Annotated in this window: 14 protein-coding genes; 7 read left to right on the plus strand and 7 right to left on the minus strand. The window is 44.8% G+C overall.

What is annotated here, in order from left to right; all coding sequences use genetic code 11:
- Nucleotides 1-28: 28 nt before the first annotated feature.
- From KA717_04790 to KA717_04805, 4 genes are all read left to right on the plus strand, one after another.
- Complete coding sequence (locus KA717_04790) at nucleotides 29-1,921, plus strand: ribonuclease J (protein UXE62169.1); 1,893 nt, start codon at nucleotides 29-31, stop codon at nucleotides 1,919-1,921.
- Nucleotides 1,922-2,029: 108 nt separating this feature from the next.
- Nucleotides 2,030-2,758: a hypothetical protein gene (locus tag KA717_04795; GenBank protein ID UXE62170.1), complete on the plus strand. Its 729-nt coding sequence runs from the start codon at nucleotides 2,030-2,032 to the stop codon at nucleotides 2,756-2,758.
- Nucleotides 2,759-3,193: 435 nt separating this feature from the next.
- Nucleotides 3,194-4,258, plus strand: a complete 1,065-nt coding sequence (bchI, locus tag KA717_04800; GenBank protein ID UXE62171.1) for a magnesium chelatase ATPase subunit I — start codon at nucleotides 3,194-3,196, stop codon at nucleotides 4,256-4,258.
- A gap of 32 nt (nucleotides 4,259-4,290) precedes the next feature.
- Nucleotides 4,291-4,959: an ATP-binding cassette domain-containing protein gene (locus KA717_04805; protein UXE62172.1), complete on the plus strand. Its 669-nt coding sequence runs from the start codon at nucleotides 4,291-4,293 to the stop codon at nucleotides 4,957-4,959.
- Between the two features lie 226 nt (nucleotides 4,960-5,185).
- Here KA717_04805 and KA717_04810 read toward each other — a convergent pair whose 3' ends face one another.
- Nucleotides 5,186-5,287, minus strand: coding sequence for a cytochrome B6 (locus KA717_04810; GenBank protein UXE62173.1), 102 nt, complete (start codon nucleotides 5,285-5,287; stop codon nucleotides 5,186-5,188).
- A 76-nt stretch (nucleotides 5,288-5,363) separates the two neighbouring features.
- On the opposite strand from KA717_04810, the gene aroB reads away from it, so the two are divergent.
- Nucleotides 5,364-6,464 (plus strand): 3-dehydroquinate synthase, encoded by a 1,101-nt coding sequence (gene aroB, locus KA717_04815; protein UXE64551.1) that lies wholly within the window; start codon nucleotides 5,364-5,366, stop codon nucleotides 6,462-6,464.
- Between the two features lie 109 nt (nucleotides 6,465-6,573).
- Here the strand turns inward: aroB and KA717_04820 are convergent, their stop codons facing one another.
- Genes KA717_04820 through KA717_04830 form a run of 3 tightly spaced genes read right to left on the minus strand, consistent with a single transcriptional unit; the run spans nucleotide 6,574 to nucleotide 9,862 of the window.
- The gene (locus tag KA717_04820) at nucleotides 6,574-6,975 is read right to left on the minus strand and encodes a DUF1818 family protein (protein ID UXE62174.1); all 402 of its coding nucleotides are present in this window, start codon (nucleotides 6,973-6,975) and stop codon (nucleotides 6,574-6,576) included.
- Complete coding sequence (locus KA717_04825; protein UXE62175.1) at nucleotides 6,972-7,760, minus strand: tetratricopeptide repeat protein; 789 nt, start codon at nucleotides 7,758-7,760, stop codon at nucleotides 6,972-6,974. The genes KA717_04820 and KA717_04825 overlap by 4 nt, the downstream gene beginning before the upstream one ends.
- Nucleotides 7,757-9,862, minus strand: a complete 2,106-nt coding sequence (locus KA717_04830) for a polysaccharide deacetylase family protein (protein ID UXE62176.1) — start codon at nucleotides 9,860-9,862, stop codon at nucleotides 7,757-7,759. Before KA717_04830 ends, KA717_04825 begins: the two co-directional genes overlap by 4 nt.
- Nucleotides 9,863-10,108: 246 nt before the next feature.
- Here KA717_04830 and lepB point away from each other — a divergent pair, with 246 nt between their 5' ends.
- On the plus strand, nucleotides 10,109-11,233 hold the full coding sequence (lepB, locus tag KA717_04835) for a signal peptidase I (GenBank protein ID UXE62177.1): 1,125 nt from the start codon (nucleotides 10,109-10,111) through the stop codon (nucleotides 11,231-11,233).
- Nucleotides 11,234-11,274: 41 nt separating this feature from the next.
- Nucleotides 11,275-12,054: a nickel pincer cofactor biosynthesis protein LarB gene (larB, locus tag KA717_04840; protein ID UXE62178.1), complete on the plus strand. Its 780-nt coding sequence runs from the start codon at nucleotides 11,275-11,277 to the stop codon at nucleotides 12,052-12,054.
- Between the two features lie 72 nt (nucleotides 12,055-12,126).
- Here the strand turns inward: larB and rpsJ are convergent, their stop codons facing one another.
- The 3 genes from rpsJ to fusA all read right to left on the minus strand — a co-directional run bounded on the left by rpsJ (nucleotide 12,127) and on the right by fusA (nucleotide 16,021).
- Nucleotides 12,127-12,447: a 30S ribosomal protein S10 gene (rpsJ, locus tag KA717_04845; GenBank protein UXE64552.1), complete on the minus strand. Its 321-nt coding sequence runs from the start codon at nucleotides 12,445-12,447 to the stop codon at nucleotides 12,127-12,129.
- Nucleotides 12,448-12,615: 168 nt separating this feature from the next.
- Nucleotides 12,616-13,851 (minus strand): elongation factor Tu, encoded by a 1,236-nt coding sequence (gene tuf / locus KA717_04850; GenBank protein ID UXE62179.1) that lies wholly within the window; start codon nucleotides 13,849-13,851, stop codon nucleotides 12,616-12,618.
- A 91-nt stretch (nucleotides 13,852-13,942) separates the two neighbouring features.
- Complete coding sequence (fusA, locus tag KA717_04855; protein ID UXE62180.1) at nucleotides 13,943-16,021, minus strand: elongation factor G; 2,079 nt, start codon at nucleotides 16,019-16,021, stop codon at nucleotides 13,943-13,945.
- Between the last annotated feature and the right edge of the window lie 94 nt (nucleotides 16,022-16,115).

A 16,115-nucleotide genomic window follows, 5' to 3' on the forward strand; every position in this document is an offset into this window, starting at 1 on the left:
CTATTTACATCGTTCCTTTAGGAGGAAAATGACTAAAACTGAAAATCAACCAACCTTAAAAATTATTCCCCTCGGTGGCTTACATGAAATTGGCAAGAACACCTGTGTTTTTGAATATAATGATGAAATTATTTTATTAGATGCAGGTATTGCCTTTCCTACCGATGAAATGCACGGTATCAATGTGGTTTTACCCGACATGACCTATCTACGGGAAAATCGCCATAAAATCAAGGGGATGATCGTTACTCACGGCCATGAAGATCATATTGGTGGCATTCCCTACCACCTTAAACAATTTGAAATTCCGATTATCTATGGGCCCCGTTTAGCGATGGCCCTACTGCGCGACAAGTTAGAAGAAGCGGGCATGGTTAAGCGCACCACCTTACAGAGTGTATTACCTAGAGAAATTGTCCGTTTAGGAAAATCGTTTGTGGTGGAATTTATTCGCAATACCCATTCCATTGCTGATAGTTTTAGCGTTGCGATCCATACGCCCATTGGCGTAGTTATCCATAGTGGAGACTTTAAAATCGACCATACACCGGTGGATGGAGAACATTTTGACTTACAGAAATTGGCAGAATATGGCGAAAAAGGTGTTTTGTGCCTACTGAGTGATTCAACCAATGCGGAAGTGGCGGGAACAACTCCCTCGGAACGGTCTGTAATCCCCAATCTGGATCGCGTATTTTCCCAGGCAAAAGGGCGGTTAATGATTACTACCTTTGCGTCTTCTGTTCATCGAGTCAATATCATTCTCAATTTAGCTCTCCAACATCACCGTAAGGTCGCAGTGGTGGGCCGTTCTATGTTGAATGTCATTGCCCATGCCCGTCAATTGGGTTACGTCAAATGTCCTGAAGATCTGTTTGTTCCCCTAAAAGCAGCCCGTAATCTTCCCGATGATCAGGTTCTCATTCTGACGACAGGTTCCCAGGGAGAACCATTGGCCGCAATGACCCGTATTTCTAAAGGGGAACATCCTCAAATTAAGGTTCGTCGTGGCGATACGATCATTTTCTCGGCTAATCCCATTCCAGGTAATACGATCGCCGTCGTTAGCACCATTGATCGGTTAATGATGGAGGGAGCCGATGTTATTTACGGGCGAGAAAAAGGAATTCATGTCTCTGGTCATGGTTCCCAGGAAGAGCACAAATTAATGTTAGCTCTGACCAAACCGAAGTTCTTTGTGCCTGTGCATGGTGAGCATCGGATGTTAGTCAAACACGCTCAAATGGCTCAAGCAATGGGGATTCCGGCTGAAAATACGGTCATTGTCAATAACGGCGATATGATCGAGCTTGCGGCAGATCGGATTGGGATTTCAGGCCAGGTTAAGGCCGGTATTGAGTTAGTAGATCAGGCCGGTATTGTCCATGAACACGTCATGCTGGAACGTCAACACTTAGCGGAGGATGGTTTGGTGACAGTCGCCGCTGCGGTTAGTCGTGACGGAAAATTACTGGCTCAACCAGAAGTCCATCTGCGCGGAGTGGTCATGACCGTAGAACGTGCCCTCTTCCACCAATTAATCATTCGCACTATTGAACGCTTTTTGGTAGAACGTTGGAGTGATTTTTGTATCTCGAATGGCACGGAAAAGGTGAATTGGGACTACCTCCAGAAGGAGTTAGAAAATACATTACAGCGTTTAGTCAAGCGTGAACTGCAAAGTAGTCCGATGTTAGTTTTTATCCTGCAAACGGAAACCCCTCTGTTTTCCACCAACGGTTTTACCAATGGCAAGGGGACAGAAAACGGCGATCGCCTGGTTAATAAGATCAAACCCATGCTTGCTTCCGCTCTATCAACAGTAACCACCATAACATTAGAAGAAAAGGAAGTCAGTAAACCTGAAATTGCTTCGACCAAGACCTATCGTCGCAAACGTTCTACTGCCAGCGTTTCTTAAGATAATCTTTATAACAATTTAAGTACAGAGAATGATATCTTAAAGGAAAGCGATCAACTCTGTATTTTTTTGTCGCCTTATTTTTGACCACAATCAACATTCATACTTATGACACTCTCAAGTCTGACGAACCCTGTCACCCTACCCCAAAATATTCAAGAGATCGCGGTGACGATCGCTGCGAAAAATCTAGATCCAACCCTCTTAAGCGAACAGTTTCTCAAATTAAGTGGCATTGTCCCCAACGAATGGGAAGCAGCTCGACAGCCTGTTTTTAGCCCTGGCGGTTCTCAGATCGTCTTTAAAAATGGTTTAGGTATTGTGGCTCAACCTCGTACCGTTACCTTTATGGAAACAATGGGTAATAAGCCGCAGGAAGAGATTCTGGTGGCAAAAATTGCTATTCAGTTTATTGATAAGTTACCCAATGCAGAATACCAAGGTTTAACCATTAGCCCTAAATATCTGATTCCTTTTCCCCAAAATGCAGACGGTGCTCGTCAATATATTACCCGCACGCTCTTAGCCCCTGGCCCCTGGCAAGATTTTGGCCAAGCGCCCGTCCAAGCAGGTGTTAATTTTCTTTATCAATTTGAAGGCTGTCAATTAAGTCTAGGCATTAATCAAGCGACCCTACAACTTCCTGATCAAGGTAATGTTTCTGCGCTACTGTTTGCCGGGAATTTTAATTATCCGATTGAAAATCCCGATCCTCAGGCCAGACTGAAAATGCTTCACCAATATCTTAATGGCTGGCAGTCTGATCTAGATACCTTCCGAGGCATTGTCTATGATCGCTTTTTAGTCCAACGTCAACCGGAAACGGTTTTTGGCTAATTGGCTTAGGCTGTACTTTCCTTACTTAGTAATCAGCAATTCCAAATTCAGAACGATTTTACCCTATTCCGGCGATCGCGGATACCACGTTGGCCAATATTCAGCAATTCTAAATTTGCGCTGTAGCAAGGGTTTCAGGTTTTAGTTCGCGTAATATGGGGTAAAATTCAACGGGATTAACAAGTTCATTTTACGAGTCTTCAGGCTTTTGGGCATAATAGTACACCTGGGATTGCCCCAAAAACCCTCTTTTAAATGTTCTTTAAATCCCTAAAAGGCTTGCTGTGTCTAAAACTGAGAATTGCTGGTTCTAGTATAGAAATAAATTGGGGAGCGCCCTTCCTATGGGAGAATAGAAAACGGTGGCCAAATTTTAGGTCATCTCGATAAACGATTATTTAAAACGTCTTAAACGAGACTTATTCTAGAAATCCGATGACTGCAACCCTTCGCCCAAAAACTCGCCGTGTAGTCTTTCCCTTCACTGCCATTGTGGGCCAGGAAGAAATGAAACTGGCCTTGCTGTTAAATGTGATCGATCCCAAAATTGGAGGGGTGATGATCATGGGCGATCGCGGAACGGGAAAATCCACAACCATTCGTGCCTTGGCTGACCTTTTACCGGAAATTGAAGTCGTCGCCAATGATCCTTTTAATTCCCACCCCACTGATCCCGATTTAATGAGTGATCAGATTCGCAACCTGGTGGACAATCAAATGCCTCTGACCATTGCGAAAAAGAAAGTAACGATGGTTGATTTACCGTTAGGAGCCACCGAGGATCGGGTTTGCGGCACTATTGATATTGAAAAAGCCCTTTCGGAAGGGGTTAAGGCCTTTGAACCAGGTTTATTGGCCAAGGCCAATCGCGGCATTCTTTATGTGGATGAAGTTAATCTGCTGGATGATCATTTAGTAGATGTACTGCTAGATTCGGCGGCAGGGGGTTGGAATACCGTTGAGCGGGAAGGTATTTCCATTCGTCACCCGGCTCGTTTTGTCTTGGTGGGTTCCGGCAACCCCGAAGAAGGCGAATTGCGTCCCCAGTTGCTAGACCGTTTTGGAATGCACGCCGAAATTCACACGGTACGTGAGCCTAGTCTGCGGGTTCAAATTGTTGAGCAGCGATCAGATTTTGACCAAAACCCTTTGCCTTTTTGTGATCAATATCAATCTGAGCAGGATCAACTACAAGCCAAGTTAGTCACGGCTCAAAACCTATTACCCCAGGTGGCGATCGACTATGAGTTACGGGTTAAAATCTCAGAGGTTTGTTCGGAACTGGATGTGGATGGCTTACGAGGCGATATTGTTTCCAATCGAGCGGCCAAGGCTTTAACTGCTTTTGAGGGACGTACAGAGGTGACAGTGGATGATATTCGTCGAGTCATTGTTCTCTGTTTGCGTCATCGTTTACGCAAAGATCCTTTGGAGTCAATCGATTCGGGTTATAAAGTGGAAAAAACTTTTAATCGGGTTTTTGGTCTAGAGGCAGTTTAGGGATCAAAACACTGCGATTTTGTTACTGAATCATGGATAATTCCCTTGGGCAAGAAATTTTACGATTATCCGAGGTCAGTTTAACGGATGCTAATGGTTTTGAGACGATTTTAAATAATATTTCCTTTTCCCTGAATCGCGGCGATCGCTGGGGAATGATGGGGCCATCGGGGGCGGGTAAAACTTCTTTATTACGTCTCTTAAATCGTCTTCTAGAACCGAGTCAGGGAAGTTGTTTTTTTGAAGGCAAACCCTTTCAGGAGATTCCCATTGTTAGTTTGCGTCGTCAAATTGTTCTTGTACCCCAGGAACCCAAATTACTGGGGATGACGGTTCAAGAAAGTTTGGCCTATCCTCTCACATTACAACAACTTAAACCCCAGGAAATTCAAAGCAAAATTCAACAGAGTTGCGATCGCTTTCACATTCCGGCGGCTTGGTTAGATCGCAATGAATTGCAATTATCCTTGGGACAACGACAGTTAGTGACGATTGTGCGGGGCATTCTGATGGAGCCGAAAATTTTACTCCTAGATGAACCCACCTCTGCCCTAGACGGCGATTGGGCGGAAGATTTGCTGAAAGAGCTTTGTCTGTTGAATGAACAAGGAATGACAATCATAATGGTCAATCATCAAGCCCATTTAATTGAACGTTTTACAACCCAGGTATTATCTTTGCAAGCAGGACAATTGGTTTAGGTTCAAAGAAAGATTAAACTCCTTAGATGACGCGATCGCACTCCCCGCAATGGTCAAAAAATAGATCATCTACTTTCTCTGATAGCGTTATTCCTATGCAATGCTTTTAACAGATTCTACCTTGTTCTAGCTAATTTCTAACTCACTTTGCCCTTCAAAAAAAGAGATAGTTAACCAGCAGACTAACCATGCGATTAACCATCTCTAGCAATACAGATGACGCTTTTCAAATCAGCTTAACGGCACGCAGACCGTAGAGTAAACCGAGAGTTAAACTCGTAAAAACCACAAAATAACCAATAAAAATAGCAACACCGGCGGTGGACATTGTTTCTAACCTCTTTTAAGTAAACTCGATTATTTGCTATTGTACTTCCCATAGTCTCTCATTGATCACCGAATTTATGGCCACCCTGATTCCTGTCCCTTTGCCCCAGAATCCCTACCAGATTGTTATTGCAGCCAATTCCCTAGCTAATGTGGGTCAACATCTCAAGCCACTACAATTAGGAAAAGAAATACTACTGGTCTCCAATCCTGAAATCTTTGACTTCTACGGGCAGATCGTACAGGAATCTCTACTGCAAGCTGGATACAGCGTTATAGTTCATTTTATTCCGGCTGGCGAATCCTACAAAACCCTGGATTCCATTGCTCAAATTTATGACAAGGCAGTAAAAAATCGTCTAGAGCGGTCTTCCACCTTTGTGGCTCTCGGCGGGGGAGTTATTGGCGATATGACGGGCTTTGCGGCGGCGACCTGGTTGCGAGGAGTTCATTTTGTCCAAATTCCCACGACGCTTTTGGCTATGGTTGATGCGGCCATTGGTGGTAAAACAGGGGTTAATCATCCTCAAGGCAAGAATTTGATCGGAGCTTTCTATCAACCTCGTTTGGTCTATATCGATCCTTTGGTGCTAAAAACCTTACCAGAACGGGAGTTTCGAGCCGGTATGGCCGAGGTCATTAAATATGGCGTAATTTGGGATCAGGATTTATTTGAACAGTTAGAGACAACAGCCGATCTCTCCTATTTGGAGGCCTTACCCGATCGCCTGTTGGAAACGATCATTACCCGTTCCTGTCAAGCCAAGGTGGATGTGGTCACTCAAGACGAAAAAGAAGCCGGATTACGCGCTATTTTGAACTATGGTCATACATTGGGCCATGCCGTAGAAAGTTTGACGGGCTATAGTCAAATTAATCATGGGGAAGCGGTGGGCATTGGCATGGTTGCGGCTGGAGAAATTGCAGTCAAGATGGGACTTTGGAGCCAAACCGATTGCGATCGCACGTTGTCCCTGATTGAAAAAACGGGCTTACCCACTAAAATTCCCGCCGAATTAAAGCTAGAAGCGATTTTAAATACTTTACAAACCGACAAAAAGGTTAAGGCCGGTAAGGTACGCTTTATTTTACCAACGGCGATCGGGGAAGTTATCGTCAGTGATGATGTTACTTCAGAGATTTTAGAAGCAGTTTTAGGCTCCAAGGATAATGGATAATGATCTCTCCCTAAAAAGGAAGAGGATTGAAAGAAATGAATTTTTTTGCTTTTTTCTCCCTGAAGGAACAGGCTTTTAACCAAATTAATTATCAATTATCCATTGTCAATTATCCATTGGGAAAGGCTTCTAGGGCTTGGATCAATTCTGTCACCGCGATCGCCGACCAACCGCCCTCACCACAGCGTCCTTGCAGAAGAATTAAGCGTAATGAAAAAGCCTGGGGATAACCTTCAGCCTCTAGCCAAAGTAACTCACTTTCCGCTTCACAAGTAATCTTTTCCTCCTCCATTAATTCCGTTGCAATGACGGTGATCGTTGTTTTTAATTGACTGAGCAAACGACAAAAATCTTGAAATTCAGCCTCGGTTAATTCCAATGCCCAATTTTCTCCACCCACTAAACCTCGATAGATGTCCCGATCTGGATCAAAACCCAAACGCCATCCTTTTCCTTCTTTCAAAAGGCGTGCAGAAAAGATATTATTATGCTCACTTATCTGCTCACTCATTGACTATCCCGTTGAATTTGACGAACCAGGGTAATTTGATCGGGACTTAAACCAGCTAACTTTAATTGGGCTAAAAAATCCGGTTGTCGATAACGAGCATCTAAATTAAGGGCACGGCGATACATTTGTCTGGCTTTAAGGCGATCGCCTTGATCCCAATAGATTAAAGCCAGGGCAATCCAGGTGTGGGGATTATGGGGTTCTAACTTAGCCGCCTTTTGTCCTGGTGGCAGAGCTAAATCGAATTGTTTTAAACGCTGATAGGCCAGAGCCAGATTATAGTAGGCAATTTCATTGTTTGAATCTAAGGCCACCGCCTGTTGATGGGTTTGAACCGCCGCCGAGAGATCGCCACTGACCAAATAAACAATGCCGAGAGCATTTAAAGCTGGTACTAATTTTGGATTTTGCTGAAGAGCCTTTTGCAATATCTGGGCGGCTTCTGTTTCCTGGCCGGCCAGATGTAATGTCCATCCCAATAATACGTAGCCCGAAGTTTCATCAGGATTAAGCGCGACGGCCTTTTTAAAGGCTTGAATGGCTTGGGGATAATCGCCTTGATTGCGGTATTTCAGTCCTAATTGACGATATTTTTGGGCTGCCTGGGGATCTTTGGGAGAAGGTGAGGGGGAGAGAGAGGGACTGGGGGGAAGGGGAGAGGGGGGGAGAGGGGGACTAGGGGGAGATTGGCAACCGTTAAGTAGAAAAGCGATCGCCGCTATCAAGAACCAACTCGATGGACAATGGAAGTAAACGGTTTTAAACGATAAGTTATTTAAGATCATTGGGACTGGGGCGTTGGCTCAGGAGTTACCAGCCGGTTTGATGAGGTCTTGGGGTACAGGGCTATTACATGGGGTACAGGACGGGGCTGATAGGTAACGAGGGATTTGCCTTCGTAGGCAAGGGATGTACTGGCTCCTGAATCGACCATAATGGCATCTCGGAAACCTAATTGAGCTAGGGTTTGTCCTAGAGAAACCGCATCCACTAGATTTTGGGTGACACCAAGTACAGGCTGCCCTGCTTGATTAATGCCCCAAAAGGCCCGATTCCGTCGCGCATCAAAGCCGTATAGATTGCCAAACGATTCTGGAGTACTAGCTTTTCCGTCTTTGACTAACCAGGCTCCAGCGACAAAAGCATCGGTAATCGGGTTGGGATTTTGAGTTGTTTCAGCGTCTGACGAAACTGGTGGACTTTCGCTATTTTGAGGAGTTTGGCTATTGGCGGTCGGGTTGGCTTCGGCTTGAATACCGGCCAACGTATTATGACGTTCGGGATCAAAGGGGATAAATTTAATCCAATTGGTGGTAATCAAAACTAAAGGCCGTCCAGTCAGTTTCGGATTTTCACTCTTATTACCAGGGACAAAACCCCGATTAGAGCTAAGAGCCGGGCCAATGAGAATATTAGAATTTAAAGATTTGAGCGAAAAGAAGGTTCCATCCAATCCCGCCACTGCACCGGTTCCCTTGAGGATTTCTGGGACTTGATAGCGACTATCGGCATGAATGGTACGGGGAGTGCCGCCACTGACTAAAATAATGTCGTTACCGTTTAGCTTAAATTCTCGATGTTCAATAGGGGTAGTTAAGTTAAATTGATCTGCTGGTACGGGAGCCGGATATCCTCCCCAAGCTGAGGCGATCGCTGTTTTTAAATTGGACTGTCCAAAGCGGCCAATACTGAACAGATCGGGGGAAGCCCCTGCATATTTTTCATCGTTATCATCCATCGAAAAGGCCAGTTGATAACCAGCAGCAATCACCCATTGTTTGACCCGTGCATCATATTTGCCTTCAGGGTAGGTAAAGTAATGGATGGGAATCCCTAAACGTTCTTCTAGTAGGCGTTTGGAAATAATAATTTCCTGGTTGAGTTGATCATCGGTTAGGGGACGTAAATCGGAAGGATGGCTAATAGAATGGGCTGAAATAGTCACTAACGGATCCGCCGCCATTGCCTGTAATTGTTCCCAGGTTAGGCTACTGCGTTTGGTGGTTCCTTCCATTTTTTTGAGATAGATGGAGAAAACAGCTGGATAACCATATTTCTTTAATAGCGGATAAACATATTCATAGTGACCGCCATAGCCATCATCAAAGCTCAGAAGAACGGGTTTATTGGGTAGGGGAATGCCCGTGCGGAGGTGGGCTAACAGCATATCAGGACTAATGGGAGTTAAGCCCTGTTGTTTAATTTCTTGAAAATGGGCTTCTAATTCCTCTGGTGTCACATCCCAGGAAACCTCCTTTTTCGGGAGAATATCATGGTACATAATAATCGGAACAGAGGCTAATTTTGCCTGGGCATTAATTTGTGGGAAAGGGGCAACCGGTGGAAGAACAATTTTGTTTTCGTCAGATGCTGGGGTTATTTGAGCCGCTAATTTACCAAGGAAAGAGGGAGATTGATGGTTGGCTTCAGAGCTTGAGTTCGCATTAGGGAAAAGACTGATAGAGGCAGCTAAATTCTGGCAGAGCGATCGCGGAGTTTCTTGAGTCTTATCTGTAGAGCTTTCTGTCGTTTGAGGCGATGTCGTATTCTGGGGCGATGCAGGTTCTAGAGGGGATACCAGGGGAGAGGGAGCGGTTGCCAGATTCTGAGAAGGTTGGGCTGGCTGAGAGGCTGAGATTTCTCCGGTTTGAGCAGTTTGAGCGGTTTCAGTGCTTTCAGTGCCTTGGGCTGCGACTGGCTTCGGAAAACAGACGCTCAGGATTTCGTTAACCCCTTTCTGGATCAAGCTATCGTCCAAACTATTCGGCAGGGGACTGGCTAACGTCTTTGGCTCAGAGGACTGAGATGTCTCAGAATGGCGAGCAGGCAAAATCATCAAAGAGGCAGCGATCGCTGAACTTCCTACTAATCCAAGGGACAACAGCAACAAGGGAATTTTCCACTTCATGGCGATCTAGCAGACAGAACTTTTGGCATACGTATATATAACATAATTCTTAACATTTGGAGCAATTAGAAATTTTCTTTAGGGATTTTCAGGGCAATTTCCTTTAAGTCACCCTGGTTAATGAGGGTTGAATATCATAAATTAGGGCTTCATCCTTTGTTAGAATTTAAAATAAGGAAAAATTAATGCACTATTCCTTTGATTTTTCGATTTAATGAGCATTACTTGCTGTCACTTAATTGCGAAGGTGTTACTTTGTCGCTCCATGCTTCTCCTCACCAGTCTTATCCTAACGCCTCTGCTCCCATCACGAAAGATCCCTGGTTAGCCGTCAATCTCTCCATGTTTTATCCCGGACTAGGACAGATCTATGCCGGATATGGGGTGCGAGGATTAGGTTTTTTTGCACTGCAAAGCCTGTGTCTAGGGATTGGTTTCTGGTCAATTTTAAGTCCAGAGGGAGATATTATTAGTGGACTGATTTATTTATTGATGTCCCTAGGAATTTATTTAGGAAATATGATTGATGCTTTATTATTAGTGTTTAATCAAAATCCCCAATTTTATCGAGAAAAAATTCCTCGTCAATGGAAAAATCCTTGGTTTGCTGTTTTTGCCTCTCGAATTTTGCCCGGTTTGGGACATTTTTATAATCATCAATTTATTATTGGCTTAATCTTTTTTACTTTAGGGATTGTTTGTCTGCGCCTCCAGGTTTTTTACACTCCTCTTTTATGGCTTGGCCCTAGTTTAACGGCGATCGCCGCCTGTCATGTCTATCGTAGTTTTCCGGCTGCAAAATCTCTGCAACGAACCCTGATCAGTATTCTGGTCGGATTCATTTTTTTGGTGGGATTAGCCCTGAATGTTTTGCCCCAATGGTTAGCCCGTTCTCTCGATACCTTTGTTATTCCCAGTCCTTCGATGGTTCCAACTCTACAGGTCGGCGATCGCATTTTTGTGCAAGAAAACCCCGATTACCAACCGCAACGAGGTGATATTGTGGTTTTTAAACCGGCTGAAGAGCTACAACGTCTTGATCCTCAGCCCTCAGAATTTTATACCAAACGTGTGATTGGTTTACCGGGAGAAACGATTAATATTAGTCAAGGTCAGGTTTTTATTAATGGGCAACCCTTGGCAGAGGATTATTTAGCCGAAACACCGACCTATGATTTGCCTAGCAAAGCAATTCCGATGGAACATTATTTTCTGCTAGGAGATAATCGCAATAATAGTTTTGATTCCCACCTTTGGGGCGTATTACCGAGACAAGCAATTGTTGGCAAAGCCTACAAAATTTATTGGCCTCTAGATCGGGTGCGATCGCTGCTTAACGTAACTCGTTGATTTTCTTAATTTCTCTCTAACTATTCCAAAATTTTATCGCTATGAATCCTGATAGCCTTCAGCAACTTCTCGAAGCCGTTGCCCAGGGAAAAACAAGTCCCAGTACTGCCCTTGAAAAACTCAAATATCTAGGTTTTGAATCCTTAGATCATTTTGCCAAAATAGATCACCATCGCCATCTACGGACGGGTTTTCCTGAAATCATTTGGGGACAAGATAAAACACCAGAACAAATTATTCAAATTATGCAAGCAATGGGTCGCTATCATCCCATCGTCATGGCAACTCGCATCGAAGCGGCGATCGCTGAAATATTGATGCTAGAAATTCCCCAACTCAGTTATTATCCCGTTGCCCGCATTTGTGCTTTAATTCAACAGGAATTAACCGTAAAATATACGGGTGTGATTAGTATTTTGACCGCCGGCACCGCCGATTTACCCGTCGCCGAAGAAGCTGCCATCACCGCCACTCTCTGTGGATTTGCAGTACAACGTCTTTGGGATGTGGGAGTCGCAGGCATTCATCGTTTGCTCAGTCATCAATCCTTAATTAACGAGGCTGATGTTTTAATTGTTGTTGCAGGCATGGAAGGAGCTTTACCCAGTGTAGTTGCTGGACTGGCCAACTGTCCTGTCATTGCCGTTCCCACCAGTATTGGTTATGGAGCGAGTTTTGGTGGTCTGGCTTCCCTCTTAACCATGCTCAACTCTTGTGCAACGGGAATCGGTGTGGTGAATATTGATAATGGCTTTGGGGCAGCTATGTTAGCTGGGCAAATCCTACGAACAGCCCAACGATTAAGCAACTCAAACCAATGATCACAAAAAGTCCTGCTAGAAAAAATCCCCGTTATCTTAACGAGGACTGATCTAACAATATTATTTTTAAACCTATAGTTTCACTTCAATATCTACTCCAGCCGGTAAATCCAACTTCATCAAAGCATCAATTGTTTTAGAAGAGGGTTGGTAAATGTCAATAATACGTCGGTGTGTACGGGTCTCAAAATGCTCACGGGCATCTTTGTCAACGTGGGGCGATCGCAATACACAATAAATCTTGCGTTTAGTCGGTAAGGGGATCGGGCCCACCGCCGTTGCGCTAGTACGATTGGCGGTATCTACAATTTTGTCGCAGGATGTATCGAGAAGACGACGGTCAAAAGCTTTCAATCTGATGCGAATTTTCTGTTGTTGGAGAGCAGCCATGATTTTACCTATTTTAAATTTTCAAGGTTCGAGGTTGTTGTACAAACGGAACTTCAGACGATTAAGTACTTGAAGTATAGACATTAAATATCAGTGACCAAGCAGAGCGTTCGTTAAAGCATTGCTTAATCACTGAACATTCACTGAAATTGTTGCACCCTTAGCATCGGGTTATTTCTTCTTACCACCCTTGGTATCGGTTTTGGGTTCGTCAAGGATTTTAGAAACCACACCGGCTCCGACGGTACGACCACCTTCACGGATAGCAAAACGCATCCCCTGTTCGATCGCGATTGGGCAGATCAACTCCACCGTCATTTTAATGCGATCGCCTGGCATCACCATTTCCACCGCCTTACCATCATCAGAAGTAAAAGCGATAATTGTGCCAGTTACATCAGTAGTACGAGCAAAAAATTGAGGACGGTAATTGGTAAAGAAGGGTGTATGACGACCTCCTTCATCCTTGCTTAAAATGTAAACCTCACCTTCAAACTTGGTATGGGGAGTAATAGACTTGGGTTTAGCAATTACCATACCGCGTTCAATCTCTTCCTTTTTGACACCCCGTAACAGCAAGCCCACATTGTCCCCAGCCAGACCTTCATCCAGACTCTTTTGGAACATTTCTACGCCGGTAACAGTAGTTGTTTGCGTGTCGCGGATACCAATAATTTCAACGGTTTCACCGACCTTGACCTTACCACGTTCAATCCGACCCGTAGCAACCGTTCCACGACCAGAGATGGAGAATACATCCTCTACAGCCATTAAGAAGTCTTTATCCACAGGGCGATCAGGGGTCGGAATGTAACTGTCAACAGCATCCATTAACGCCAATACTGTTGCTTCCCATTCGGGATCACCCTCTAGCCCTTTCAGACCTGAGCAGCGAATAATCGGAACATCATCGCCAGGAAAATCATATGAACTTAAAAGGTCTCGAACTTCCATTTCCACTAGCTCAAGCATTTCTTCGTCATCTACCATATCAGACTTATTCAGGGCAACAACGAGTTGAGGAACCCCAACCTGTTTCGCCAAAAGAATATGCTCACGAGTTTGAGGCATAACACTGTCAGTTGCTGCCACCACCAAGATCGCTCCATCCATTTGAGCGGCCCCTGTAATCATGTTCTTTACATAGTCAGCGTGACCAGGGCAGTCAACGTGAGCATAGTGGCGATTTGCCGTTTCATATTCAACGTGAGCTGTATTGATTGTGATCCCACGAGCCTTTTCTTCAGGAGCTGCATCAATCTGATCAAAGGCTTTAGCTGCACCACCAAATTTCTTAGTCAAAATGCTAGAGATAGCAGCAGTTAACGTTGTTTTGCCATGATCAACGTGGCCGATTGTACCAATGTTGATGTGGGGTTTGTTACGTTCAAATTTTGCGCGTGCCATGAATAATAAATTCCTTTGCTTGATTCTTCATAGTTAGCTTCAGTCCCAAGGCTTAAATATTATAACCTAAAAGGACTGAAACTAAAGTTAACTAGGCGTTCCCTTTGCTTTTAGCGATAATCGCTTCAGCGACATTTTTGGGGACTTCTTGATAATGGCTAAATTCCATTGAGAAGATACCCCGACCCTGGGTTTTTGACCGAATATCGGTCGCGTAACCAAACATTTCTGCCAAGGGAATCTTAGCAGCGATCTTGGCTACTCCTTGCTCCGTATCCTGACCTTCAATTTGTCCACGACGGGAGTTGAGATCGCCGATGACGTTGCCCATGAAGTCCTCTGGAACTTCCACTTCGACCTTCATCATCGGTTCTAGGATACAGGGGGAAGCTTTGAGTACAGCAGCCTTGATTGCCATTGAACCGGCAATCTTAAAGGCCATTTCCGATGAATCCACATCGTGGAAGGAACCATCAATCAGGGTAGCTTTCACATCAATTAGGGGATAACCCGCTAAAACACCAGATTCGCAGGCTTCTTTCATCCCTTGTTCTGAGGGGCCAATATATTCCTTTGGAACCGTTCCCCCAACAATTTTAGAGACAAAAACAAAACCGGTACCAGGTTCTCCGGGTTCGAGATCAATAACGACGTGGCCGTACTGTCCCTTACCGCCACTCTGACGGATGAACTTGCCATCTACTTTGTTGACAGATTTACGAACGGTTTCACGGTAGGCCACCTGGGGCGCACCCACATTAGCTTCTACCTTGAATTCCCGCAACATCCGATCCACTAGAATTTCGAGGTGTAATTCTCCCATGCCCGCAATCACGGTTTGGTTGGTTTCAGGATCAACGTTAACGCGGAAAGTTGGGTCCTCTTCCGAAAGAGATTGCAGTGCCTTGGATAGTTTTTCCATGTCCTGCTTGGTTTTTGGCTCTACCGCGACTGAAATCACTGGTTCGGGAATAAACAAGGATTCCAGAATGATGGGTTGGTCATCGTCACAGAGGGTATCCCCTGTTAGAGTATCTTTTAGCCCTAATACCGCGCCTAAATCCCCTGCCCGAAGTTCATCCACTTCAATGCGATCGTCTGCTTTGAGAATGATTAAACGGGAAATACGTTCTTTTTTGTCCTTGGTCGAGTTGAGTACATAACTGCCTTTCTTAAGAATGCCTGAATAAACCCTCACAAAGGTCAAACGACCGTAGGGATCAGCCATCACTTTGAATGCCAGGGCGGACATCGGAGCCTGATCGTCGGCTTTCCGTTCTTCGGTTTCGCCGTTAGGCAGGGTTCCCTGAATAGCTTGTACTTCTATAGGAGAAGGTAAATAGTCAATCACCGCATCCAGCATTAACTGGACTCCCTTATTTTTGAATGCAGAACCACAAAGCACTGGCACAATTAAACCGGCGATTGTTCCTTGACGAAGCCCGGCTTTAATTTCATCCTCAGTTAGCTCTTCACCTTCGAGGTATTTCTCCATTAGGGCATCATCCGCTTCAGCCACGGCCTCTACCATGATGGTTCGATATTCTTGGGCTTGGGAGAGGATGTCGTCAGGAATATCTGTTTCTAGAATATCTGTACCGAGATCGTTGGTGTAGATGTAGGCCTTCATCTTCACCAGGTCAACAATTCCTTTCAATTCGCTTTCACTGCCAATGGGAATTTGGACCGGAACGGCATTAGCTCTCAGGCGATCGCGCATCTGTCCATAGACCTTGAAAAAGTTTGCCCCTGTACGATCCATCTTATTAATAAAAGCAATCCGAGGCACCTTATAGCGATCGGCTTGCCGCCAAACAGTTTCGGATTGAGGTTGAACTCCACCTACCGAGCAAAACACTGCAATGACACCATCTAGAACCCGCATGGAGCGTTCGACTTCGATGGTAAAGTCCACATGGCCAGGGGTATCAATAATATTGATCCGATGGTCTTTCCAGCTTGTGCTGATTGCTGCGGCGGTAATGGTAATACCCCGTTCCCGTTCCTGATCCATCCAGTCGGTGACAGCAGTTCCTTCATGAACTTCACCAATTTTGTGAACGACTCCTGAATAAAAGAGAATTCGTTCCGTTGTTGTTGTCTTGCCCGCATCAATGTGGGCCGCGATGCCGATGTTCCGCACTCGCTCTAGCGGGATAGTACGTGCCACAGCTACCTCCTTAAAATTTGCCCGGCTAGTGTTCGCTAAATCTTTGGTATTCGTTTACACTATTTACAATTCTATACTTTTCTTTGCAAAAAAA

The sequence above is a fragment of the Woronichinia naegeliana WA131 genome (assembly GCA_025370055.1).
Classification (GTDB): Bacteria; Cyanobacteriota; Cyanobacteriia; order Cyanobacteriales; family Microcystaceae; genus Woronichinia; species Woronichinia naegeliana.

What these genes read in the sequence shown, in the direction of transcription:
- KA717_04790 (UXE62169.1), top strand. Translation starts at nt 29, where the DNA reads ATGACTAAAACTGAAAATCAACCAACCTTAAAAATTATTCCCCTCGGT.
- KA717_04795 (UXE62170.1), top strand. Translation starts at nt 2,030, where the DNA reads ATGACACTCTCAAGTCTGACGAACCCTGTCACCCTACCCCAAAATATT.
- bchI (UXE62171.1), top strand. Translation starts at nt 3,194, where the DNA reads ATGACTGCAACCCTTCGCCCAAAAACTCGCCGTGTAGTCTTTCCCTTC.
- KA717_04805 (UXE62172.1), top strand. Translation starts at nt 4,291, where the DNA reads ATGGATAATTCCCTTGGGCAAGAAATTTTACGATTATCCGAGGTCAGT.
- KA717_04810 (UXE62173.1), bottom strand. Translation starts at nt 5,287, where the DNA reads ATGTCCACCGCCGGTGTTGCTATTTTTATTGGTTATTTTGTGGTTTTT.
- aroB (UXE64551.1), top strand. Translation starts at nt 5,364, where the DNA reads ATGGCCACCCTGATTCCTGTCCCTTTGCCCCAGAATCCCTACCAGATT.
- KA717_04820 (UXE62174.1), bottom strand. Translation starts at nt 6,975, where the DNA reads ATGAGTGAGCAGATAAGTGAGCATAATAATATCTTTTCTGCACGCCTT.
- KA717_04825 (UXE62175.1), bottom strand. Translation starts at nt 7,760, where the DNA reads ATGATCTTAAATAACTTATCGTTTAAAACCGTTTACTTCCATTGTCCA.
- larB (UXE62178.1), top strand. Translation starts at nt 11,275, where the DNA reads ATGAATCCTGATAGCCTTCAGCAACTTCTCGAAGCCGTTGCCCAGGGA.
- tuf (UXE62179.1), bottom strand. Translation starts at nt 13,851, where the DNA reads ATGGCACGCGCAAAATTTGAACGTAACAAACCCCACATCAACATTGGT.